This is a genomic window from Longimicrobium sp., assembly GCF_035474595.1.
GTDB lineage: Bacteria > Gemmatimonadota > Gemmatimonadetes > Longimicrobiales > Longimicrobiaceae > Longimicrobium.
Genome location: NZ_DATIND010000080.1, coordinates 129,981 through 151,663, shown reverse-complemented (window position 1 = coordinate 151,663; position 21,683 = coordinate 129,981). Strand labels below are relative to the sequence as shown.

Sequence of the window (21,683 nt, the reverse complement as noted above, 5' to 3'; positions counted from 1 at the left end):
CTCGGTGTTGTTGAAGCCTCGCGCAGTTTGCGAGGCTTTCCGTCGTTGTTGCTGCGGGTTTACCCGGTCTTCCGCTCTTCGGCCCGAGGATGATGTTTCGAGTCGAAGTGAGTCTTCCACCGCGGTTAGTTCTCTGCGTCTCCGCGTCTCCGCGTGAGATTGGGAATGGTGAGGGCGCGCTCATGCGTCCGGCCCCGCGGTGACGGCCGGGCCGCGATACGGCTCCGGCGGCGACTGCGTCATCGACCGCCAGCGGCGCATCGTCTCCCAGCGCACGGGCCTGCGCTCGCGCATCAGCGCCGGGAGGTCGCGGGCGAGGCCGCGGACGATGCGGCCGAAGCCGCCGGGGTCGTCGATCCCCCACCCCTTGCGCATGGGAAAGTAGCGCCAGAGGCGGACGGCCACACCGGCGGGCATCAGCGGCATCGGCTCGTCGCAGAAGGCGCTGACGACGGAGTTCCGGACCGTCTGGTGCAGGTAGCGCCGCCGGTCGCGCCCGGCCGCCGCCGCCACGTGCCCCACGCCCGCCGACGGGAGGTAGACGACGCGCCAGCCCTCGTCCAGCATCCGCAGGCAGAGGTCCTTTTCCTCGCCGTTGATCCCCAGCCGCTCGCGGAAGCCGCCCACGGAGAGGAACGCGTCCCGCCGCAGCAGGTGCGCGTAGCCGATGAAGGTCGGCGCGTAGCAGGGATAGTCGACCGGCGCGGGCTGGGCGGAGGGCGCGTAGGGCACGCCCGCCTCGTCGCACTGCGGGAAGGCGATCGCCGCCACCTCGGGATCGGTCTCCAGCACACGGACGGCCTGCTCCACGGCCTCGCGGGTGACGACGAACGCGTCGTCGTCCAGGTTCAGCACCCACGGAGTGCGCGCCTCGCGGGCGATGCGGTTGCGCCCCGCGGCCACGTTCACGCTGCGCTCGTTGCGGATGAAGCGCACCTCAGGCGGCAGGTCGGCCGCGAGCGCCGCCGTCACCGCTCCTTCGACGGGAGGATCGGAAGCGTCGTCCACCACGATGGCCTCGGCAAGGAGGCCGTCGAGCAGGCGCAGCGAGCGGAGGCAGCGCACGAGCGCCTCGGGCCGGTCCTTCGTCGCCACGCCCACGGTGAGCGACGGCGGCGGCGGCGGCGCGTCGGGGAGCGTCACGAGCCGCGGCGGACGAAGGCGTTCACGTTGGCCGCGTACCAGGGCGGCAGGTCCAGCGCGGCCACGTCGGCCCGGAGCGCGTCGTTCTCCGGCGCGAGGTCGTACCCCATCTTGCGAAAGCGCGCGATCCAGTGCTCCGGCGGCTGCTCGTTCACGTGCAGCACCCCGCCCTGCAGCGGCTGCGCGCCGGAGAAGACGATCGCCGGGGCGCACGACGCGAGCAGCCGCAGCAGCTTCGGCGAGTGCCAGGCGGGGACGTGCTCCACGGTTTCCAGCGAGATGGCCAGGTCGAACGCGCCCAGCTCCCGCGCGAACGCGTCGATCCCGCGCATCGGCGTCCCCGCGAGGTCCAGCGCGCGCGTCCGCAGCCCGCGCGCCGCCGCCCGCTCCAGCGCCGCGGGAGACTGGTCGACGCCCATCGCCGCGAGGCCGGGGGAGATGCGGCGCATCGCGGCGAGCAGCTTCCCGTCGCCGCAGCCCACGTCGAGCGCGGATGACGCGGGGAAGCGGCGGAGGATGGCGCGCGCGAAACCCTCCCAGTCCCCCGTCTCGTTGCGCCGCCAGAAGTCCTCGCCGAAAGCAGTCGCGCGCTCGGGGCGGATGCGGTCGCGGGCGCGCTGCGCGTACCACGCCGCGAGCGACGCGGCAGTGCGCACGCGCCAGTAGGCGCGCGGGGCGCGGCGCTTGGCGGCGTCCAGCGCGTGGCGAAGGAGCGGCACCGATCAGGCCCCCGCCACGGCGGCTTCGTACACCTCGAGCGTGCGCTCGGCGGTCGCGGTCCAGCTCATCCCGCGCACGGCGTCGTGGCCCTGCTCGGCCATGCGGCGGCGGAGCGGCGCATCCTCCATCAGCCGGCGCACGGCCGCGGCGATGGCCTCGGGCTGGCGCGGCGGCACCTGGATCCCCCCGCCGCCGCCCGCCAGCAGGAGCGGCACCACGCCGACCGAGGTCGCCACCACGGGAAGGCGCTGGCTCAGCGCCTCGACGATCACCATCCCGAACCCCTCGTAGGTGGACGTCATCACCAGCAGGTCGTGCTCGCGATAGTGGCGCATCACCTCCGCCTCGTCGCAGCGCGGGACGACGGTCACCAGGGGTCGCGCCTCGGGGGGGAAGGCGGCCAGCACGTCGGCCTCCGGGCGCCCCGGGCCCAGGACGGTGAGCCGCGGCGGATCGGGCCGCTCGGCCAGGATCGCCATCGCCCGGACGAGGTAGTCCACCCCCTTCACCGGGTCCCACGAGCCGCAGAAGAGCAGGCCGCGGCCGCGCGGCGCGCCCGGCGGTGGCGCGGAGTCGAGGAAATTCTGTGAGACGCCGTGCGGCACCACGTCCACCTTCTCCGCGGGCTTCCAGCCGCGGCGCACCACGAAGTCGCGCTCGGCGGCGTTCAGGACGATCATCCGGTGCGCCCGGCGCGCGGCGAGGGCCACCTGGCTCATCCGCACCGCCGGGTACCAGAGGCGGCGCGGCCAGGGCTTGGGGATGAGCCCCCAGTGGTGGTCCTCCACCATCCGCTCGAAGTTCAGGTGCTCGATCCCGTGCGAGCGGCTCACGATCCCCACCCCGCGGTAGAGCTTCGACCCGCGCCTGAGGCCGAGGATGGCGCCCTCCGCGCTGGCCACGTCGACCACGTCGTATCTCCCCCGCTCCCCGAAGGCGCGGCGGATGGCGCGCTCGGCCAGCATGGGGCCCACCAGCCAGCGCAGGCGCGCGTTCCGCGGCCGCTCGCCGATCTCCGGCGCGAGGAGGACGTCGCACTCGTGGCCGAGGGCGCGGAATTCCTCGCGCAGCTTGTGGTAGACCTTGCCCGAGCCCAGGCGCGGGTCGTCCGGATAGTCGCCGACGAGCAGGATCTTCACTCGGCCTTCTCCCGTTTTGCGGCCGCCCAGCGGATGCGGGCCTTCAGCGCCCGCGCAGGCTGCAGCATGCGGTCCACCGCGCGCGGGCCGGGGCCGAACACCGCGCGCTGCAGCCGAATCTCCGCCTCCTCGCCCTTATCTCCCGACGCCCGCATCTCCATCAGCTCGTGGTGGTAGACGGCCCAGAGCGAGAAGTACGGCCGGTCCAGCGCGCCGGTGAAGTGGAGATAGGCGGCGAACGGGCTGCGGCGCCAGTCGCCCGCGGGATGGCGCTCGTGGCGGACCAGCGGGTCGCGGTTCAGCAGGATGCCGCCGGCGTGGTGGAGGAGGATGGCGGTGTAGACGTTGTCCCAGATGGGCTCGCCGCCGATGTACGCGCGGAAGCGCCGCCGGTTCGCGCGCCACCAGCCCACCGAGACGGCGAACGCGTCGATCCCCGGCGTCACCATCTCGATGTCCTTCCCCGTGGTGGGATGGAAGTCCATGCGCGAGAAGGCGTACGCCGCGCGGCCGCCGTGGCGGATGCGGTCGACGGCGGCCTGCGTGTAGCCGATGTCGGAGTTGGCGTACGCGAACCAGCGGCACCCCTCGCGCGCCGCGATGTCGGCCAGGCGGTCGAACACCTCGCTGACGATGGGCTTGCGCGGCCCCGCGCGCCCGCTGGCGGTGCGCGAGTCCCGCGCGAGCACGGGGTGCGTGGCGAAGCCGTCGACCTCGAAGACGTCGCCCGGCCAGCCGAGGTTCGCGAGGCGCACGCCGTCCAGCGCGCGCCAGGTCGCCAGCGCCTCCGCCTGCCGCCGCGCCCCGTCGCCCGACGCGGGGAATGCGTTCACGCCGAGGAGGATGGTCATTCAAGAAGTGCAGAAGATGGGACGATCATGTGATTCGATGGATGGTGGTGCGCGCCCGCGGCGGGCCCTCTCCCTGGCTCGCCCGGCGCGACTTCCGTCGCGTCGCCGGGCCGCCTGTCCCTCCCCCAAAACTGCCTGGCGGAGGGACGGGCTTCGGCGGGGCCTGCCGATGGCGGCGCACTCGTCGGGGGCTGGTGTAACGGGTTGCGATTCCGATTTGCGCTCCTTCGGAAATATCCTGCCCGCCGGGCTGGCCCCCTCCCCCGGCCCCGGCCCCGCCCCCGGCCCCTCCTCCGCTCCGCGGGGGAGGGGAGAACTCATCGAGGAGGCACCATCGTCTCGGAGCCACCACGATGGTGCGGGCGCGAGTCCGCGAAGGCGGACTTTGGGCCGTTGTTGCCGCGAATTCATTCGCCCTTCCCCAGCCTTTCCCCCCGCGCATCACTCCCCCACAGCAGCACGTCCAGCGTGCGGCGCATGGAGAAGCTGCGCTCGTAGAAGGCGCGGCCGGCGGTGCCCAGGGCGCGGCGGCGCGGCGCGTCGTCGAGCAGGTCCAGCGCCTCGGAGGCCAGGGCGCTCGCATCGCCCGCCGGGAGCAGGGGGATCTCGGCGGCGCGCCACTCCGGCTCGGTGAAGCGCCCCTGCGTGGTCACCACGGGAACGCCGTGCGAGAGCATCGCCATCACCGTCGTCCGCCGCGCGCTGGCGCCGTCGGGGTAGGGCTGGATGGCCAGGTCGCACGCCTGCAGGTGCACCGACAGGCGGTCGTGCGGCAGGCGCCCGGGCGCGACCACGCGGTCCGCGAGCGCGGGATCGGCGGCGATCAGGCGCTGGGCGAACGCAGGCCCGCCATCGCCCAGCAGCAGCGCCACGCTGGTGGACGGCGGCGCCAGGATGGCCAGCAGAGCCGGCTCCAGCAGCGGCGCGATCATCCCCCCGTACGTGCCGAAGTGCCCCACCACGTGCCGCCCCGGCCGGTTGGCGCCGAGCCTGGCGCGCAGCACCGCCACGCCCTCGGGGTCGTCCACGCGCGGGACGGTGGAGGGGATGGGGAGCCAGCGCATCGGGCCCAATCGCCGCGGCGCCCACGGCCGCAGCAGCCGCTCCCACGCGGGCGTCGACATGTACGCGGCGCGGGCGGCGCGCAGGAGCAGCATCGCCATCCACCGATTGGCGGCGGCCAGCACGTTGCGCTGCGGACGGCGGATGCCGAACTGCACGTACGGCTCGTGGAACATCACCCGCACGTCGTCGCCCGCCTCCGCGCGGCGCAGCGCCCAGCGGCAGAAGGCGGCGTTCATTCCCCGCCGCCCGAACGCCTGCGGCGCGTACTGCAGCAGCAGCGTGCGCGGCGCGGGAAAGGCCTCCATCTCCGCGCTCATCCGCCGCAAGCCCTCGCCGTCGAACGCCGCGGGGTGCACCTCCACGCGCCGCTCGGCGGACGGCTCGGCGGGCGCCCAGACGTGCACGCGGCATCCCTCGCCGGCCAGCGCGTGGGCGAGCGCGTGCGTGTACTCGCCCACGCCGCCGCTCGCGGGCGGGTACTCGCCGGTGACCAGGTGCCAGACGCGCGGGGGAGTCATCGCCAGGGAAACTTCACGCGGAACCGGCGGCGTCAACCGGGGCCCGGGAAGCCCCCGCGCGCGCGGCGTCCGCGAGCACGCGCTCCAGCGCGTCCACGTGCGCCGCGAGCGACATCCTCCGCGCCGCGTCGAGCGCGCGGGGGCGCATCGCGGCGAGCTCGGCCGGGTGCGTCGCGGCCCAGGCGAGCGCGTCCGCCAAAGACTCCACGCGCGGCGGGTCGCCGGGGACGAGGCGGCCGTTGTCGCCGTCCTTCAGCCACTCGCCGATCCCCCCGACGTCGAAGGCGATGGCGGGGACGCCCTGCGAGCCGGCCTCCAGCCCCACCAGCCCGAACGGCTCCGGCCAGACGCTGGGGACGGCGAGCACGGAGGCCGCGCGGAACAGCCGCAGCCGCGCGTCCGCGTCCACCCAGCCGGGGAAGTCCGCGGGGACGCCAAGGTCACGCGCCAGCGCTTCCCACTCGCCGCGCTGCGGGCCGTCGCCGCACATCGTGAGGGGGATGGGGCGCCCGGCGATCTCCGCGGCTCGCGCGGCAGCGCGGATCAGCACGTCGCCGCCCTTCAATCGCGTCATCCGGCCCAGGAAGAGCGCGCGGAAGTCCGCCGGCGCGCCCGCGTCTCCATCCACCCCGATGGTGGAGAAGAGGGGGATGGCGTGCGCCCGCTCCGCCGCGACGCCGTTGCGCACGTACTCGCGGCGCATGTGGCCGCTGGCCGTGACGACGGCGGAATATGCGCCGAAGAGCGACTTCTGCTCGCTGGCCCAGCGCCACTGTTCCGCGACGTACGGCAGGCTCATCCGCCCGTTGCGGCGCGGGAGGTAGAGCGCCAGGCACGCGGGGCCGAAGACGCGGCCGCACGGCTCGGGGCGCGGGAACAGGTGCGCCTTCTGGCCGCCGATGCAGGTGCCGAAGTAGCCGTGCATCATCTTCACGGCCGGCCCGGCGGCGATCAGCGCGCGGTCGACCTCCAGCGGGCGCATGTTGTGGCTGAAGGCAACGTCCGGCGCCCAGGCGCGCATATCGGCCAGCGCGCCGTCCATCCCCCGCTCGGCCATGCAGAAGTGCGGCGCGCCCGCCGGCGCCGGCGTCCCCTCGCCGCCGCGCACGGGGTCGAGATGGAGCAGGGCGACGTCGTGCCCGCGCGAGGCCAGCGCCGGCATCACGGCGGCGAGATACGTCTGCACGCCGCCCGCGTCGCCGATCCCGTCGTTCGCGAAGAGGATGCGCATCCGGTCAGCGGGCGGCCGGCGCGGCGTCACACCAGCGGAGCCGCGATTTGATCTCCTGCCCGCGCGGCACGCCTGGCAGCCTGACGACTCCGATCCGCATCTCCACGGAAGTGCTCATCGACCACTCCTCGCGCGCTTCATCCCGCGCCGAATGCAGGAGGATTCCGGTGCATGCCTCGCCGGGGCCCTCTCCCTGGCTCGCCCGGCGCGACTTCCGTCGCGTCGCCGGGCCGCCTGTCCCTCCCCCAAAACTGCCTGGGGAGGGACGGGGCTTCGGTGGGGCCTGCCAACGGAGGCGCACTCGTCCGGGTCTGGTGTGACGGGTTGCGATCCTGATTTCGCGCTCCTTCGGAAGCATCTTCCCCGCCGGGCTGGCCCCCTCCACCGGCCCCTCCCCCGCTCCACGGGGGAGGGGAGAACTCATCGAGGAGGCACCACCGGCTCGGAACCGCCACGATGGTTCCGCGCGAGTCCGCGAAGGCGGACTTTGGGCCGTTGTTGCCGCGAATTCATTCGCCCGGCCGCGAGGACTCGGACGCGCAAGGAAGCCGCCTCTGCCACTCACCCCCGCACCAGCCGCAAACACTCCCCCTCCAGCGCCCACGGGTCCGCCACGTCGCGCAGCGGCTCGGCGCGGAGGCCCTGCAGCGCCAGCTCGGCCTGCAAGTCCGCGGCGGAGATGCCCATTCCGCGCCAGATGGTGGGGTGCATCTCCACGAACAGTGCCAGCGCATCGCCCGCGGCGCGGATGGTGGCGCGGGCGCCGCGGAGCACGTCCAGCTCGGCGCCCTCCACGTCGATCTTGATGAACGACGGGGTGATGCCCTCGCGCGCGCAGAACTCGTCCACCGTAACGGTCCGCACCGTCTCGCCGCCGGGCTCGTCCGCCAGCCGGTTGGCGCCGGAGATGCCGTCCGTGGCCAGCGTGGCCGTCCCGCTCGACGCGGCGGCGGCGGCGCGCACGGGGACGACGGTCGCGGCGAGGTCGTTCAGGCAAACGTGTTCGGACAGCCCCGCGAACGCCTCGGGCGCGGGCTCGAAGGCGAAGACGCGGCCGCCCGGGCGCACCCACTGCCCCAGCAGCAGCGCGTACGCGCCGACGTTCGCGCCCACGTCGAGGGCGACGCCGCCGGGCTTCGCCGCCGCGCGGAAGGCCTCGTACTCGGCGGGATTCCAGGTGACGAAGCGGTACTCGGGAAGGAGCCGCACCGCCTCGCCGCGCGGGAGGCGCGAGGTGACGCTGCCGCCGGTGCGCAGGCGGACGGCGGCGCGGTAGGCGGCGCGCAGCCAGCGGCGCAGGGCGCCGTCCGGCACGATGCCGCGGAAGCGCGCGCCGAGCCCTTCGATCGCCGTCTCCTTGCGATACGCGTGGCTGTGCGCCACCTCCGGCTCGTCAGCCACGCGCGCCTCCCGCCGCCGCCTCGCGGATCACCATCCCCAACTGCTTTCCGTAGATGGAGGTGGAGCCCGTCTCCTCGATCCGTCTGCGCGCCGCCGTCCCCATCGCCCATCGCTGTTCGGGTGATTCGATCAACCGCCGGAGCGCCGCCACGAGCGCGTCCCCATCCCCTGGCGGGACCAGGATGCCCGTCTCGCCATCGACCACGATCTCCGGAATGGCGTTGATGGCGGTGCCGATCGCGGGGATCCCCGCGGCCGCCGCCTCCTGGTACACCATCCCGAACGCCTCGCCGCGCGTGGGCATGGCGAAGACGTCGGCCGCGCGCCAGAGCGCGAACCACGCCGGCGTGTACGCGCGGATGCCGCGGACGGCGTCGACGCCCGGCGGAAGCGCGTCCAGCGGCGCGTCGGTGACCAGCGTGAGCCGCGCTCGCTCCGCGAACCCGCCCGCGCGCCACGCCTCCAGCAGCTCCGCCCCGCCCTTCCGCGCGAAGTCGCCTCCGACGAAGAGGACGCGCACGAGCTCGTCCCCGGACTTCGCGCGGCGCTCCTCCGCCCATTCCGCGCCGAAGCCGTCCAGCGGCACGGGATACGGCATCACCCGCACCTTCCGCGCGCACTCCGGCTGCTCCGCGGCGAGATCGTCCGCCGCCCAGCGCGAGGTGGAGATGATGGCCGCGGCGGCGCGGAAGACGCGGCGGTCGCGCCCGGCGGGGAGACGGTAGTCCCGCCGCACGACGCCCGGCGGCGCTTCGAGGGACGCGAGGCGCTGGGTGATGTCGATGGAGACGACCGACGGCGTCCGGCGCATCCGCCGCAGGCTGGCCCACGCCGCCGGCTGGGGATGGAAGTGGAGGACGTCGAATCTCCCCATCTTCGCCTCCAGCGCGGCGATGCGCCGGGCCGCGCGCACTCCCGCGTCCAGCTCGTGCCGGAAGCGCGCCGCGGTGAGCGCCCCCGCCGCCGTCCCCGGCCGCGGCCCCATCGCCAGCAGCCGCCGCGCGACCCGCTCCCCCGCCGTCAGCTCGGCGGAGAGGTCGACGTGCACCGCCTCGATCCCCGCGTCCGCCGCGATGGCCTCGCGCACCAGCCGGGCGACGGAGCGGTGGCCCAGGATCCCCGTGTTGACGAAGAGGACGCGGAGCGCGCTCACCGCGCAACCAGGCGCAGGACGGCGTTCGGCGAGTGCAGCACCGCGCGGGCGGAGAGCGGCTGGCCGGCGGAGGTCTCGAAGTGGTAGCCGTGGCCGGCCAGCAGCTCGACCAGCGCTTCGGCGCCGTCGCCGCCGCCGTGGTCCAGCAGGTCCAGATGCAGCTCCAGCAGCAGCACGGGCTTCCGCGCCAGCAGCTCGCGCGCGCCGCGCAGCACCTCCAGCTCGTGCCCCTCCACGTCGATCTTCACCACCTCGGGCGCCCGTCCCATCCGCCGCACCTCGTCGTCGAGGGTGGTGATGAGGACGGCGAAGGTCTGCACCCCGCGCGGCGGCGAGAAGTCGATCAGTCCCATCTCGTCCACCCCGCCGCGCGCCTCCCCCGGCTCGCGCCCCGCGGCCACCTGCCGCACCTCCAGCCGCCGCTCGATGCCGTTCAGCGCCGCCATCTCCCGCGCGTCGCGCACCTGCACGGGCGAGGGCTCCATCGCCACCGCGCGGTTGCCGTCGCGCGCCAGGCAGAAGACGGTGGAGATGAGGCCGCGCGCCGCACCCACGTCCAGCAGCGTCCCCCCCGTCTCGCGGGCGATGCGGATCACCGCGTCCAGCTCCTCGATCGAATCGCCGTTGTCGGCGACGTGGTAGAGCAGGTCGTCGTACGCGGCGTGCGGCGCGCGGAACTCCAGCCCGAGGAACGACACGTCCACGCACTCCGCGCCGGAGTCCAGCTTCCCCGGCTCCAGCGCGTGGCCGCGGTACCCGAACAGCCGCGCGCGAAACGGGGCCTTCACCCGCTCCGGCACCCAGCGCGCCAGGTGCGTCCGCATCCAGCGGAGGTTCAGCATCCGGACACCTCGCCCATCAATCGGCGAGATGGCGCGGGTCGGCGATGGGCAGCATCAATCGGCGCAATGACGTGGTGGCGGATCGGTGATGACGAGACCGTCGCGTTGCGATGGAGATCCCGAAAATGCGAGTGAACTCGCGGCTACAACGGCACGTAGTCCGCCTTCGCGGACATCACACCGGCGACGCACGGGCGGCGGCGCGTCACCCAGGCCCGGTAGTTTCGTACTCTCGTACTTCCGTACTTTCGTACTCATTCCGGCACCAGCCGCAGCCTCACCAGCCACGGCCGGATCCGCGCCGGAAGCGGCAGCCCGGCATACAGCGGCCGCATCGTCCACAGGTACAGCAGCGCGAGCACGGGCGCCAGCACGAACGGGAGCCACACGTTCACGCGCATCCCCAGCACGCCGACCGCGGCGCCGAGGACGAAGAGCGCGCCGCCGCGGAGAACCCACGGTCCCAGCGCGTGGCGCCACAGCTCGCGCTGCCGCATCCCCGTCGTCTTCCGCACCATCCACACGCCGGCCGGATAGGCCACCAGCGCGGTGCTCACCACCGCCGCCAGCGCGATCCCCGCCAGCCCCAGCCAGCGCCCCAGCACCAGCGCGAGCGCCAGGTTCACCGCGCCCTGCGCCACCGACGCCCACCCCGCCTGCACGCGCGTCCCCAGCGTGGCGCTGGTGGTGAACAGCGCGTGCGAGAGCGAGTGGGAGAGGACGACGGCCGCGAGAACCGCGTTCAGCCAGAGCCCGCCGAAGCGCTGCGGGCCCACCCACAGCGTCACGAAGCTCGGGTTGAAGGCCACGATCGCGCACGCCACCCCGCCCGAGGTGATCAGGATCAGCCGCAGCAGGGAGATGACGACCTCGCGGACGCGCTCCGGCCGACCCTCGCCCTTCAGCTGCGCCAGCCCCACCAGCCCGGAGTCGGGGAGCTGCCAGCTCATCTGCATCCCCACGGTGCCCAGCTTGAAGGTCATCGCGTAGACCACCGCGGCGGCCGGGCCCATCACGGCGAGGATGACGATGCTGTCGCTGGCGGCCACCATCCGCCACCCCAGCCCCGCCGTCCACGAGCCGAACCCCTGCGCCGTCATCGTCCGGAGCGTGGCCATCCCCGGCATCCGCCAGCCGTGCAGCAGGTCCGGCGCCAGGCGGCGCATCCGCGCCCAGCTGGCCGCGCCCGCGACCACGGCGGGAACCGCGGCGGCGGCGGCCAGCGCGTAGAGTCCCCATCCCCCCAGCAGCAGCCCCAGGGTCAGCGCCACGTTCAGCGCCACCTGCGCGATGGCCAGCGAGCCGGAGAAGGTCACGTCCTGCAGCCCCACCGCCGCCGCGTAGAAGGTGCGCAGCGGCATCGCTACCGCCGTCGCGATCACCATCAGCAGCAGCGGCCCGGCCACGGCGGTGCGCTGCGCGGCGGTGAGATGCGCGACGGAGGGCGCCAGCGCGAACGCCAGCAGCGAGAGCGCCACGAACGCCGCCGCCGCCGCCGCGGAGAAGACCACGCCCCCCGCCAGCAGCTCGCGCATGGCCGCGCGGTCGCCGCGTCCGTCGTTCTCGGCCACCAGCCAGGGGATGACGCCCACGACGCCGAGATCGACCATCGACGAGTACGCCAGCAGCTCGCCGAAGGCCAGCCACACGCCGTACTGGTCGTTGGGCACGTGCGCCAGGACGAACGGGACCATCACGATCCCGCTCACCAGCGCCAGCGCGAACTGGAGGTAGCCGAACGCGGCGGTGATCCCCGCCCGGCGGGTGCGGCTCACCCCGCCTGCCCGCGCCCCGCGGCGTGCCGCGCGGCCTGTGCCAGCATCGCGCGCCACCCGGCCGCGGTCGCGCGGCGGCGCCAGTGCGTGCGCTCGCGCGGGTGCTCGCGGCGAATGGTCTCCCCCCAGCGCTCGAAGAAGAGCTTCGCGTTGCGCAGCCCCAGCGCCATCCGCCGCTCCGACGGCGTGCGCCCCAGCGTGGAGCTGACCGCGTGCTCGTACGCCCGGTCGCGCTCGTAGCCGTGCGCGCCGACCTTCCACCCCGCGGCGCGGATCCGGTACGCCAGGTCCGCCTCGTCCCACTCCGTCGGCCGGAACGCCTCGTCCAGCGCGCCCACTTTCGCGATGCACTCCTTGCGCACCACCCACGGGCGGATGACCGCGTCGACCTCGTGGATGCGCATCCAGTTCAGCGGCGCCGGGCCGATGGTGCTCTGCACGCGCTTCCAGTCGATGGTGTCGTGCCAGGTCTCCAGAGGCTCCAGCACCGGGGTGAAGTTCAGCCCGCGCGAAAGGCAGAGCAGCCCCAGCTCGGGGATCTCGCGGAAGGTGGAGAGGAGCTCGGGGACGAACCAGCCGGCCTGCAGGAACATGTCGTCGTGCCAGCTCATCACCAGCGGCGCGCGGGCGCGCGAGATGCCCAGGTTGGTGCACATCAGCTCGTGCACGTCGGGCGTGTGCCCCCAGCGCAGGTGCGCGCGCCCCCAGTCGGTGCGCGCCAGCTCGTCCAGGTACGCGTCGGTGCCGTCGCGGCAGCCGTCGGCGATCACGATCAGCTCCACCGGCGCGCCCGTGGCGTGGCGCCGCCAGCCGTCCAGGCAGCGGCGCAGCATCGCCAGGTTGTCGTGCGTGGCGATGACGACCGAAAGCTCGGGCGTGGCCTCGGCCGCGGAGAGGTCAGGGTTCACGGATGGAGATGGAATGATCTTCGGATGGAGATGGGGATGACGAGCGCGTGCTCCGTGTTCCCGGCCTGTCCGAGGCGGATGCGCGGCGTTACGATCCTGCGCCGCTCCGCACCGATCCCGTGAACGACGCCCCGATGACACCACGCTGGATGAAGGCCGCCGCGCACCTGAGCCGGCTTCCCGAGCTGGCCCGCTGCGCCGTGCGCCTGCGCCCCCCCGTCCGCGCCGCGCGCGCGTACCTGGGGCTGGGCGCGCGCTACCCGTTCGAGCTGGCGACGCGGCGCGGCACGCGCTTCACCGTGGGCGGCTTCCACGACCTGGCCACCGCCTGGGTGATCTTCTGCCGCGGCGAGTACGCGGTGGATCCCGGCGCGCGCTGCATCGTGGACCTGGGCGCCAACTTCGGCGCCTTCACCCTCCTTGCGGCGGAGACGGCACCGGGCGCCCGCATCGCCGCCGTCGAGCCCTTCCCCGCCGAGTTCGCGCGGCTGCAGGCCAACGTCGCCGCCAACGGCTTCGGCGACCGCGTGCGCTGCCTCCGGGTGGCCGTCGCGGCGGAAGCGGGGGAGCGGCGGATGGAGGTGGGCGACGCGCCCGCGCAGTCCCGCGGCCTTCTCCCCCCCGACGCCGCGCCCGCGTCCTCCGTCGCCGTGGCCGCCCAGCCGCTCGCCGACATCCTCCGCCGCGCGATGGAGGATGCGGGCACGGCGCGCATCGACCTGGTGAAGATGGACGTCGAGGGCGCCGAGCACGAATTGATCCCCCAGCTCACCGCCGACGTGCTCGCGCCGGTGGACGCGTGGCAGATGGAGTACCATCCCAACGCCCCTTCCGCCCCGCTCTTCGCCGCGCTGGAGCGCGCCGGGCTGCGCCTCGTGCGGGATCTGCGGTTCCATCCCGACTCGGGCGTGGCGTGGTTCCGGCGCGGGAATCCTCCCGCCACGGCTTAGGCCGCGTGCCCCCTCCCGATAACCGGAGGGGGTAACTTCGATTGCGGCGCGCGGATGCTCGATCACTCCTCCGGCTTCCGCGTGACGCGAGGCCCACGGAAGCATCCCGGCCGCTCCGGAAGCTCCCCCGCGATGAGTTCTCCCCTCCCCCGCGGAGCGGGCGGAGGTGCCGGGGGAGGGGACCAGCCAGGCGGGCAGGATGCCTCCCTCCTCGCGCCGTGGCCTCTCCGTCTTCCGGCCTACCCCGGCTGCCGCCCGAACGCGATCAGGTTCAGCGCTAGCGGCGACCTCACCCCGCCGGGAAGCGTGCGCGAGATCGTCCAGAACGCCATCGGCAGCACGCTCCCGGCGATCCGCCGCGCGGCGCCCGCGGAGTGCGGCGGCAGCACCGGCGCCGCCGAGCCCACGGTGACGCTCTCCAGCCCCGCCTGCTCCATCCCGCGCCGCAGCGATTCGGCGGTGAAGTGGTTCACATGCACCAGGTTGTCGGCCACGGTGGGCCGGTAGCCGGGCCGCACCCGCCCGCGGATCAGCTCCTTGCGCAGCTGGTTGCGCCCCTCGGGCACCTTCACCGCGATCCATCCTCCCGGCGCCAGCAGCTTCACGGCGGCCTTCAGCGCGCCCACCGGCTCGGGGATGTGCTCCAGCACGTCCACCATCGTCACCGCGTCGAACCGCCGCCCCTCGTCGGCCAGGTCGCGCAGCCCCGCGCGGTGGACGGTGAGCCCCGTCGCCTCGACGGCGTAGGCGGAGGTGCTGGGGTTCACCTCCACACCCTCGACCGTCCATCCAGCCTTCGATGCGACGTGGATGAGCCGGCCGACGTGCGCGCCCACGTCCAGCAGCGTGCGCCGGGCCGGCGGAAGGCGCTTCGCCAGGCCACCGAGGACGGAGCGGAAGATGAGGTCCTTGGTGGCGTCGCGGAACTCGTCGGCCATCCACTCGCGCGACCAGCGCTGGTCGTACATGCGGTCGAAGAAGCGCTCCAGCGACGGGAGCGCCGCCGGCTGCCCGAAGCCGCAGCGCGCGCAGCGGACGAGATCGACCGTGGCGCCGGTGTAGCGCGCCAGCTCGGGATCCTGCCGCCGGTACTCGCCGAACTCGAAGATGGCGCGGTTCACCGGGCGCAGCTCCGTTCCGCCGCAGATCCAGCAGGCGGGCACGGGGGTGAACCCGGCGTGCGCCGTTGCCGCCTCTCCCGCCGTCGCGTCAGCCATGCCGGCCGCCCATCTCGCTCTCCACCAGTTCCACGATCCGCTCCGCCATCCGGTCCCACGTCCATTCGCGCAGTTCGGCCGACAGATCCGCCGCCGCGGCGCGATGCATCTCCATCTCCCCCCGCCAGGCCCGCAGCCGCTCCGCGACCTCGGGAACGCTGCCGGGATCCTCGATCAGCAGCGCGTCCAGCGGCGCGGGGATGCGCTCCGCCACCCCCGCGCGCCGGCTGACGACCGCGGGAAGGCCGGTGCACAGCGCCTCCTGCACCGCCAGCCCGTACGCCTCGTAGCGCGCGGGCGAGACCACCGCGTCGCACGCCCACAGCACCTCGCGCACGTCACCGCGGAAGCCGAGGAAGCGGATGCAGTGCCCCAGCCGCGCCGCCGCCGCGCGCCGCTTCCACTCCTCCAGCTCGCCGCCCGCGCCGACCACGAGCAGCGTGACGTCCCACCCCGGCTCGCGCGCGCAGAGAAAGTGGAAGGCGTGGAAGAGCGTGTCGAAGCCCTTGCGCCGGTCCCCCAGCGCGCCGACGAACGCCACCGCGGGCGCGTCGCCGTCCAGCCGCAGCGCCGCCCGCGCGGCCCCGCGCTCCTCCGGCGTGGGCGGGCGGAAGCGCTCCGGGTCCGCGCCGTAGTACACGGTGTGCACGCGCGCCGGGTGCGCGGCCAGCAGCTCCACCGCGTGCCGCGCGGTCAGCTCGGAGTTGGCGATGACCGTGCGGGCGCGGGACGCCACGTGGCGCTCGTCGCGCAGCGCCTTCCAGCGCGCGGCGCGCTCCACCATCCGGCGCAGCGGCCGCCCGGCGATCTCGGGGCGGTACGCCGCGTGGACGTAGTGCAGCCAGGTCGCCCGCGCGGGAAAGTTGCCGCCGTTCGCCAGCGCCGCCACGCGACTCGAGCGGGCCAGCCGCCCGCGCTGGTACTCCGCCGCGTAGTCCAGCAGCGGAAAGCCGAGGAGATGCGACCGCAGCGGGCGCGGCACGCGGTGGACGTGCACGCCGGGCATCGCCGCGAGCTCCGGGTCCACGCGGTGCGCGACGAGATGCGTCTCGCGCCCCGAGCGCGCCAGATGCGACGCCAGGGCGAAGTTCGCCGCGTCCATCCCCCCCGTCCGCACGAAGTCCCCCGCCGCGATCAGCCAGGGGGTCATGGCCGGGGGATGGAGATGGGGGGCGCGATGCGGTCGGCGCGCGGCCCTGGCATCGCACCGGGCGACTGGCCGGGCGACTGAAGTCGCGGCAACAACGGCCCGAAGTCCGCCTTCGCGGACTCCCGCCGCGGGCATCCGCGCGGGGCGATGGATCCGTGTGCGGCGCGATTTCTTGGTGACGGGGCGGGTTCCCGCATCATCCTTCCGATCGATCCTGCCTCGATTGGCATCACGCGGTTGCCGGGGCCGCGGCGGGCGCGGCGGCGAGCCTGGCGCGGCGGCGCTCGTGGCGGGCGACGGCGTAGAGGAGCGAGATCAGCAGCCAGAACTCCATCCCCGGCTGCGACAGGAAGATGGGGTACGAGAAGGTGAGCGCGAAAGCGCCGACCCCGTACGCCAGCACGATGATCCCCCAGAACGGCAGCTCCGGCGCCCCCGCGGGCGCCGGCGCGCGCGCCACCTTCCACGCCGCCCACAGCGCCATCACCAGCGCCGTCGCGTAGAACAGCGCCAGCGGAATGCCGCCGTCCACGATCCACCCCGCCCACTGGATCTCCACCCACACGCCGGGCGACGCATCTCCCGGCCTGCCGAAGTAGGTGGCCATCATCCCCCAGTGCCCCAGCCCCATCCCGAACGGCGACTTCGGAAGGATGTTGGTGAACAGCTCGGTGAAGAAGTGGCCACGCTCGTGGTAGTACACGGCGCCCGGACGCGACGCGGTGAGCGTGGCCACGCGCTTGGCCACGGAGGGACCGGCGAGCGCGACCGCCACGCCGTACCCCGCGATCGCCATCGCCACCGCCGTCCCCCCCAGCGCCCACACACGCATCAGGTCGCGCCGCCAGATGAGGATGGCGACGACCATCACCACCGCGATCCCGGTCATCACCAGCACCGCGCGCACCTGCGACAGGTACAGGCAGGTCATCCCGATCACCATGCTCAGCGCGCTGGCGGCGATCGTCCACGGGGTGCGGCGGGTGAGGAAGAAGCCGGTGCCGAAGAGCACGGCGTACAGCCCCGAGATGGCCGCGCCGCCGGGAAGGTCCGTCAGCCCCATCGGCCGGAACACGCGGATGCCGCTGGTGGTGGTGATCATCAGCGCGTCCAGGTAGTCCTTGCGGTTGGCGATCACCGCCGAGATCTGCGGCTGGAACTGGCCGGGAAAGTACACCTGCAGCACCCCCAGCGCGGCGCTGGCGGTGTGGAAGACCCACAGGATCAGCGCCACGCGCTGGATCACGCGCACGTCGGGGTCCAGCCGCGGCACCCAGAAGAGCGGGCCCATCACCGCGAGATACAGGGTCGCGTGCGCCGTTCCCGCCAGCAGCGAGGTGGTCCCCGGGCTCATCACCTGGATGACGACCACGAGCATCGCCAGCAGCCCCACCGGCGCGGCGGGATGGATCCCCCCCCTGCCGCGCAGCCCCGCCAGCAGCACCAGGCTCCCGCCGAAGGTGGCGATGCGCAGCGCCATCCGCAGCGGCCCGATGCCGGGGACGAGCAGCAGCACGCCGCAGAGGAGCACGAAGACCATGAACGCCGGGACCCACGGGTCCGGCCGCCGCTCGCGCTTCGCCGCGGGAGCGGCGGAGGGCGCGGCGAAGGTCGGCGCGGGGAAGGACGGGCGCGCGTTCACGGCTTCCTCGCCACGACGCGCAGCATCGCCGGCGTGGCCAGCGCGGCGCCCTCCAGCACGGCGCCGTCCTCGCCTTCCACGCGGTACCCCAGCGCGGCCAGCAGCGCCGGCGCCTCGGCGGGATCGCCGCCCTGCTCGCGGATCATCTGGTTGTGCAGCTCCAGAAAGAGCACGGGGGGATGGGGAGACGAGAGGAGCCCGCGCGCGCCGCGCAGCACCGCCGCCTCGCCGCCCTCCACGTCGATCTTCACGTGCGTCGGCGCCAGCCCGGTTTCCGCCGCCAGCGCGTCCAGCGTCACCTGCGGCACCTCCAGGCCTCCGCCTGCCGCGTCGGCGGGGACGTAGAAGCCTTCCGCCTGCACGCCGACGGCCACCAGGCGCACCATTCCCGCGCCGTCGCCCGCGGCTGCCTGTACCACGCGGACGCGTTGCGCGCCGCCGTTCAGCCGCGCCTGCGCCCGCGCCACCCGCACCGCCGCGGGCGAGGGGTCCAGCGCCACCGCGCGCGCCGCGGGACCGCCGTAGTGCAGGGCGGCGATGGTGAACACGCCGTAGTGCGCGCCCACGTCGAACAGCACCATCCCCGGCGCGCACCCGGCGATGAAGCGGTCCAGCTCGGCCGCCTGCTCGGGGTCGCGCAGCTGGTGCTGGGCGATCACCGGGTACGCCGCGGGGTGGCAGCGCATCCGCCAGCCGGGGCGCACCTCCAGCACCGGGTGCCGCCCGGCGCGGTACAGCGCCTCGTGCAACGCGCGCCGCGCCGATTTCCCCGGCGCGCGCAGGGCGTTGCGCACGCCGCGCGGCAGGAGCGCGCGGGCGATGCTGCGGAGCGCGCTCACGGCTTCCGCCCCGCCAGCAGCACGTTGTCCGACAGCCCGCGCGGCCACAGGCGTGACATCCAGCGGGGATAGTGGGCCGCGGTGAAGACCACGCGCGCGCTCCCGCTGTACTCCACGGCCACCTCCGCCAGCCCGCACTCCGCGGCGATGCGGCGCAGGTCCACCTCCAGCAGCGCGGTGATGTGCGCCGGGTAGCTCGCCTCGCCGAAGGCGTGGTGGTGGCCGCGCGTCAGCAGCAGCACGCGGCTGGCCAGCGACAGCTGGTTGGGCGTGGTGACGATGATCCATCCCCCCGGCTTCACGAGTCTGGCGAGGGTGCGGACGAAGGCGCGCGGGTTCTCCAGGTGCTCGATGGTCTCCACCGCCGCCACCACGTCGGCGCTGGCGGGGGAGATGGGAAGCTCGTCCGCGTCCAGGTTGGCGGCCACCAGCTCGCCGTCGGCCGGAAACCCGTCGTAGCGCACGGCGTCGATCCCCACGTAGCGGTCGAAGCGGTCGCGGACGAACGGCCACAGGTTCCCGCTCCCGCATCCCACGTCGACGAGCGTCCCGCCGCCCGCGTGCCGCGCGGCGATGGCATCGGCCACCATGCGGTAGATGGCGCTGCCGCTGGCGCCCAGGCTGCGGCGCGCGCGCTCCTCCACCGTGAGCTGCGTCACGCCGCCCCCGCCGTGAGGATGCCGTGCAGCTTCCGCATCTGCATCTCCGGATCGCACAGCTCGCGGGCGCGCGCGGGCCCCGCCGCGCCGAGCCGCGCCCGCATCTCCGCGTCCCCGATGAGCATCCGCAGCGCCTCCGCGGTGGCGGACGGATCGTCCGGGGGGACGAGCACGCCGGTGGCGTCGGTCACGATCTCTCGCGCGCCGCCCAGCGCCGCGCCGATCACGGGGAGTCCGGCGTACATGGCTTCCACGAAGGTGATCCCGAAGGGCTCCGGTCCAAGGTTCGGCTGGCAGAGCACGTCCGCCGCCGCGAGCAGGCGCGGCACGTCCCGGCGCTCGCCCAGCCAGCGCACGCGCTCCGCGATCCCCAGCCGCGCGGCCAACGCCTGCATCTCGTCGCGGTGCCGCAGCTCGTGCGGGCGCTGGGCGCCGCCGGCCAACCAGCAGGTCCAGCGCGGATCGTCCCTCAGCAGCCCGAGTGCCTCGAGATGGACGCGGTGCCCCTTCCACGGCTCCATCCGGCTCGCCTGGACGATGACGACGGACTCCGCCTCCGTCCCGAGCTCCGCGCGCACCGCCACGCGGTCGACGGCGACATCAGGCAGCGCGGCGACGGCCGGGTGCACCACCTCGCCCTCCGCGTGCGGGAAGAGCTTCGGCAGGGTGGCGCGGACGAACTCGCTGGTGCAGATGGCGAGCCTCGGCGGCGTCCGCCGCGCCAGCCGCTCCGCCGCGCCGCCGGAGACCGCGTCGTGCAGCCAGAAGACGGCGGGGACGTCCGCGCGCCGCGCCGCCGGCGCGAAGATGCCGTGCGTCCATGCGGAGTGGAAGATGGATATGTCGGGTTTTTCCGACATGATCGCCTTCCCCATCGCCCGCCGCGCGCTCCACACCGTCCACGAGCGGGAGATGCGCGCGCCGCCGAGGATGGCGACGGGCGCGCCCGCGTCCCGCAGCTCGCCGGCAAGCCGTCCCTCGTACGCCAGCGCGAAGCGCGTCTCCATCTCCGGCACGGCGCCGCGGTGGCGGGCGATGGTCGCCAGCATGGCCTCCACGCCGCCGTACAGGTTCCCGGCGTACACGTGCAGCACGCGCATCACATCCCCAGCGAGCGGTAGAGGGGAACGATCTCGCGCGCCAGCCGCGCCCGGTCGAACTCGCGCTTCGCCTTCTCCCGCCCGGCGATGCCGAGCCGCGCGCGGAGATCCGCGTCGCCGATCAATCTCCCGATCGCCGCCGCCATCGCCGCCGCGTCGCCGGGGGCGACGGCGAGCGCGTCCGCGCCGTCCGACACGATCTCCGCCGCGCCGCCGGCCGCGCTGACCACCACGGCGCGCCCGCACGCCATCGCCTCGGCGATCACCAGCCCGAACGGCTCCGGCTGCGTGCTGGCGTGGACGACCACGTCCAGCGAGCGCATCACCGCCGCGGAGTCCTCCACGAAGCCGGTGAAGCCCGTGCGGTCCGCGATCCCCAGCGCGCCCGCCATCTCCCGCAGCTCGTCCGGGTCCACCTCGCTCCCCGCGGTGGCGTAGATGCGCCCGCCCACCACGTACGCGCGCACCGGCAGCTCGCGGGGGATGAGGGAGATGGCGCGCAGGAAGACGTCGTGCCCCTTCCACAGCCCCATCGTGGCGACGAGCCCCACGCTCACCGTCCCCGGCGCCTCGGGCGGCATCCCCGCCAGCGCGTGCAGGGGGATGCGGTCGCCCTCGGGCGTGAAGCGATCGAGATCGACCGCGTTGTAGACGGTCTCCACGCGCATCCCCGCCCCGCACACGCGCCGCACGTCGTCGGCCACGGACCGGCTGACGGCGACCGCGGCGGCGGGGCGATCCGCGAAGTGCCGCAGCGCCGATGCCATCACCCGCCGCGCCGCCACGTAGTCGTGGATGTGCCAGACGAGCCGCGCGCGCTCCGGCATCGCCATCGCCGCCGCGACGTGCATCTTGAAGCCGTTGGTGTGCACCACGCCGGGGGCGATGGACCGCAGCAGCCCGCGCAGGCGCCGCAGCCACAGCATCCCCGCGGGCGCCGCGGCCAGGAGCCGCGCCAGCAGCGCCGCGCGCGAGCCGCCGCCCGCGTCGCCCAGCGCCTCCAGCAGCCGCGGCATCGGGAAGCGGTGGACGGTCGCGCCGAGCGCCGCCGCCCGCTCCGCCAGCGGCCCCTCGCCGGCGACCACCACGTGCAGCTCCCAATCGGGCTCGGCCGCGCGGAGGCTGGCAAGCAGGTCCAGCAGCGCCCGCTCCGCCCCCCCGATCCGCCCCGACGCGCTCAGGTACGCGACCCTCATCGCGTGGTGTGCTCCGCATTACATCGGGTGCGGAATGCGAGGCCATCCCCGAGAGACGTCATCCTGAGGCCGGCCACACCGGCGCCGCGTCCACGCAAGCCTCCGCAGGCCGAAGGATCTATAGCCTCTCCTCGGTAGTCAGCGGGAGCGACGCACCATCGTTGGATTGCGATGAATGTAACAG

General features: G+C 74.2%; 19 protein-coding genes. 1 reads left to right on the top strand and 18 read right to left on the bottom strand.

Annotated elements, in window-relative coordinates:
- Positions 1-180: 180 nt before the first annotated feature.
- The 11 genes from VLK66_RS14005 to VLK66_RS13955 all read right to left on the bottom strand — a co-directional run bounded on the left by VLK66_RS14005 (position 181) and on the right by VLK66_RS13955 (position 12,746).
- Positions 181-1,143 (bottom strand): glycosyltransferase, encoded by a 963-nt coding sequence (locus VLK66_RS14005; protein WP_325310054.1) that lies wholly within the window; start codon positions 1,141-1,143, stop codon positions 181-183.
- Complete coding sequence (locus VLK66_RS14000) at positions 1,140-1,862, bottom strand: class I SAM-dependent methyltransferase (protein WP_325310053.1); 723 nt, start codon at positions 1,860-1,862, stop codon at positions 1,140-1,142. Before VLK66_RS14000 ends, VLK66_RS14005 begins: the two co-directional genes overlap by 4 nt.
- A 3-nt stretch (positions 1,863-1,865) precedes the next feature.
- Positions 1,866-3,002: a glycosyltransferase family 4 protein gene (locus VLK66_RS13995; RefSeq protein WP_325310052.1), complete on the bottom strand. Its 1,137-nt coding sequence runs from the start codon at positions 3,000-3,002 to the stop codon at positions 1,866-1,868.
- Positions 2,999-3,853 (bottom strand): hypothetical protein, encoded by an 855-nt coding sequence (locus VLK66_RS13990; RefSeq protein WP_325310051.1) that lies wholly within the window; start codon positions 3,851-3,853, stop codon positions 2,999-3,001. The genes VLK66_RS13995 and VLK66_RS13990 overlap by 4 nt, the downstream gene beginning before the upstream one ends.
- A gap of 407 nt (positions 3,854-4,260) precedes the next feature.
- Positions 4,261-5,436 (bottom strand): glycosyltransferase family 4 protein, encoded by a 1,176-nt coding sequence (locus VLK66_RS13985; RefSeq protein WP_325310050.1) that lies wholly within the window; start codon positions 5,434-5,436, stop codon positions 4,261-4,263.
- 13 nt (positions 5,437-5,449) lie between these two features.
- On the bottom strand, positions 5,450-6,667 hold the full coding sequence (locus VLK66_RS13980; protein ID WP_325310049.1) for a glycosyltransferase family 4 protein: 1,218 nt from the start codon (positions 6,665-6,667) through the stop codon (positions 5,450-5,452).
- 561 nt (positions 6,668-7,228) lie between these two features.
- Positions 7,229-8,068 (bottom strand): FkbM family methyltransferase, encoded by an 840-nt coding sequence (locus VLK66_RS13975; protein WP_325310048.1) that lies wholly within the window; start codon positions 8,066-8,068, stop codon positions 7,229-7,231.
- On the bottom strand, positions 8,061-9,221 hold the full coding sequence (locus VLK66_RS13970; RefSeq protein WP_325310047.1) for a glycosyltransferase family 4 protein: 1,161 nt from the start codon (positions 9,219-9,221) through the stop codon (positions 8,061-8,063). Before VLK66_RS13970 ends, VLK66_RS13975 begins: the two co-directional genes overlap by 8 nt.
- Positions 9,218-10,063: an FkbM family methyltransferase gene (locus VLK66_RS13965; protein WP_325310046.1), complete on the bottom strand. Its 846-nt coding sequence runs from the start codon at positions 10,061-10,063 to the stop codon at positions 9,218-9,220. Before VLK66_RS13965 ends, VLK66_RS13970 begins: the two co-directional genes overlap by 4 nt.
- A gap of 254 nt (positions 10,064-10,317) precedes the next feature.
- Positions 10,318-11,838, bottom strand: a complete 1,521-nt coding sequence (locus VLK66_RS13960) for a hypothetical protein (RefSeq protein ID WP_325310045.1) — start codon at positions 11,836-11,838, stop codon at positions 10,318-10,320.
- Complete coding sequence (locus VLK66_RS13955) at positions 11,835-12,746, bottom strand: glycosyltransferase family 2 protein (RefSeq protein ID WP_325310044.1); 912 nt, start codon at positions 12,744-12,746, stop codon at positions 11,835-11,837. The genes VLK66_RS13960 and VLK66_RS13955 overlap by 4 nt, the downstream gene beginning before the upstream one ends.
- A gap of 134 nt (positions 12,747-12,880) precedes the next feature.
- Between VLK66_RS13955 and VLK66_RS13950 the strand changes: the two genes are divergently transcribed.
- Positions 12,881-13,696, top strand: a complete 816-nt coding sequence (locus VLK66_RS13950) for an FkbM family methyltransferase (RefSeq protein WP_325310043.1) — start codon at positions 12,881-12,883, stop codon at positions 13,694-13,696.
- A gap of 239 nt (positions 13,697-13,935) precedes the next feature.
- Here VLK66_RS13950 and VLK66_RS13945 read toward each other — a convergent pair whose 3' ends face one another.
- The 7 genes from VLK66_RS13945 to VLK66_RS13915 form a co-directional block, all read right to left on the bottom strand.
- Complete coding sequence (locus VLK66_RS13945; RefSeq protein WP_325310042.1) at positions 13,936-14,913, bottom strand: class I SAM-dependent methyltransferase; 978 nt, start codon at positions 14,911-14,913, stop codon at positions 13,936-13,938.
- Entirely contained in the window at positions 14,906-16,063 is a 1,158-nt protein-coding gene (locus VLK66_RS13940) for a glycosyltransferase family 4 protein (protein ID WP_325310041.1), read from the bottom strand. Before VLK66_RS13940 ends, VLK66_RS13945 begins: the two co-directional genes overlap by 8 nt.
- Before the next feature lie 229 nt (positions 16,064-16,292).
- Positions 16,293-17,705 (bottom strand): hypothetical protein, encoded by a 1,413-nt coding sequence (locus tag VLK66_RS13935; protein WP_325310040.1) that lies wholly within the window; start codon positions 17,703-17,705, stop codon positions 16,293-16,295.
- The gene (locus tag VLK66_RS13930) at positions 17,702-18,544 is read right to left on the bottom strand and encodes an FkbM family methyltransferase (RefSeq protein ID WP_325310039.1); all 843 of its coding nucleotides are present in this window, start codon (positions 18,542-18,544) and stop codon (positions 17,702-17,704) included. Before VLK66_RS13930 ends, VLK66_RS13935 begins: the two co-directional genes overlap by 4 nt.
- The gene (locus tag VLK66_RS13925; protein ID WP_325310038.1) at positions 18,541-19,203 is read right to left on the bottom strand and encodes a class I SAM-dependent methyltransferase; all 663 of its coding nucleotides are present in this window, start codon (positions 19,201-19,203) and stop codon (positions 18,541-18,543) included. The genes VLK66_RS13930 and VLK66_RS13925 overlap by 4 nt, the downstream gene beginning before the upstream one ends.
- On the bottom strand, positions 19,200-20,303 hold the full coding sequence (locus VLK66_RS13920; RefSeq protein WP_325310037.1) for a glycosyltransferase: 1,104 nt from the start codon (positions 20,301-20,303) through the stop codon (positions 19,200-19,202). Before VLK66_RS13920 ends, VLK66_RS13925 begins: the two co-directional genes overlap by 4 nt.
- Positions 20,303-21,499 (bottom strand): glycosyltransferase family 4 protein, encoded by a 1,197-nt coding sequence (locus VLK66_RS13915; protein WP_325310036.1) that lies wholly within the window; start codon positions 21,497-21,499, stop codon positions 20,303-20,305. The genes VLK66_RS13920 and VLK66_RS13915 overlap by 1 nt, the downstream gene beginning before the upstream one ends.
- Positions 21,500-21,683 lie beyond the last annotated feature (184 nt).

Bases quoted from the DNA above. Each gene is read 5' to 3' on its own strand.
- VLK66_RS13945 (WP_325310042.1), bottom strand. From the start codon at position 14,913: ATGGCTGACGCGACGGCGGGAGAGGCGGCAACGGCGCACGCCGGGTTC.
- VLK66_RS13985 (WP_325310050.1), bottom strand. From the start codon at position 5,436: ATGACTCCCCCGCGCGTCTGGCACCTGGTCACCGGCGAGTACCCGCCC.
- VLK66_RS13920 (WP_325310037.1), bottom strand. From the start codon at position 20,303: ATGCGCGTGCTGCACGTGTACGCCGGGAACCTGTACGGCGGCGTGGAG.
- VLK66_RS13965 (WP_325310046.1), bottom strand. From the start codon at position 10,063: ATGCTGAACCTCCGCTGGATGCGGACGCACCTGGCGCGCTGGGTGCCG.
- VLK66_RS13915 (WP_325310036.1), bottom strand. From the start codon at position 21,499: ATGAGGGTCGCGTACCTGAGCGCGTCGGGGCGGATCGGGGGGGCGGAG.
- VLK66_RS13980 (WP_325310049.1), bottom strand. From the start codon at position 6,667: ATGCGCATCCTCTTCGCGAACGACGGGATCGGCGACGCGGGCGGCGTG.
- VLK66_RS13990 (WP_325310051.1), bottom strand. From the start codon at position 3,853: ATGACCATCCTCCTCGGCGTGAACGCATTCCCCGCGTCGGGCGACGGG.
- VLK66_RS13950 (WP_325310043.1), top strand. From the start codon at position 12,881: ATGACACCACGCTGGATGAAGGCCGCCGCGCACCTGAGCCGGCTTCCC.
- VLK66_RS13940 (WP_325310041.1), bottom strand. From the start codon at position 16,063: ATGACCCCCTGGCTGATCGCGGCGGGGGACTTCGTGCGGACGGGGGGG.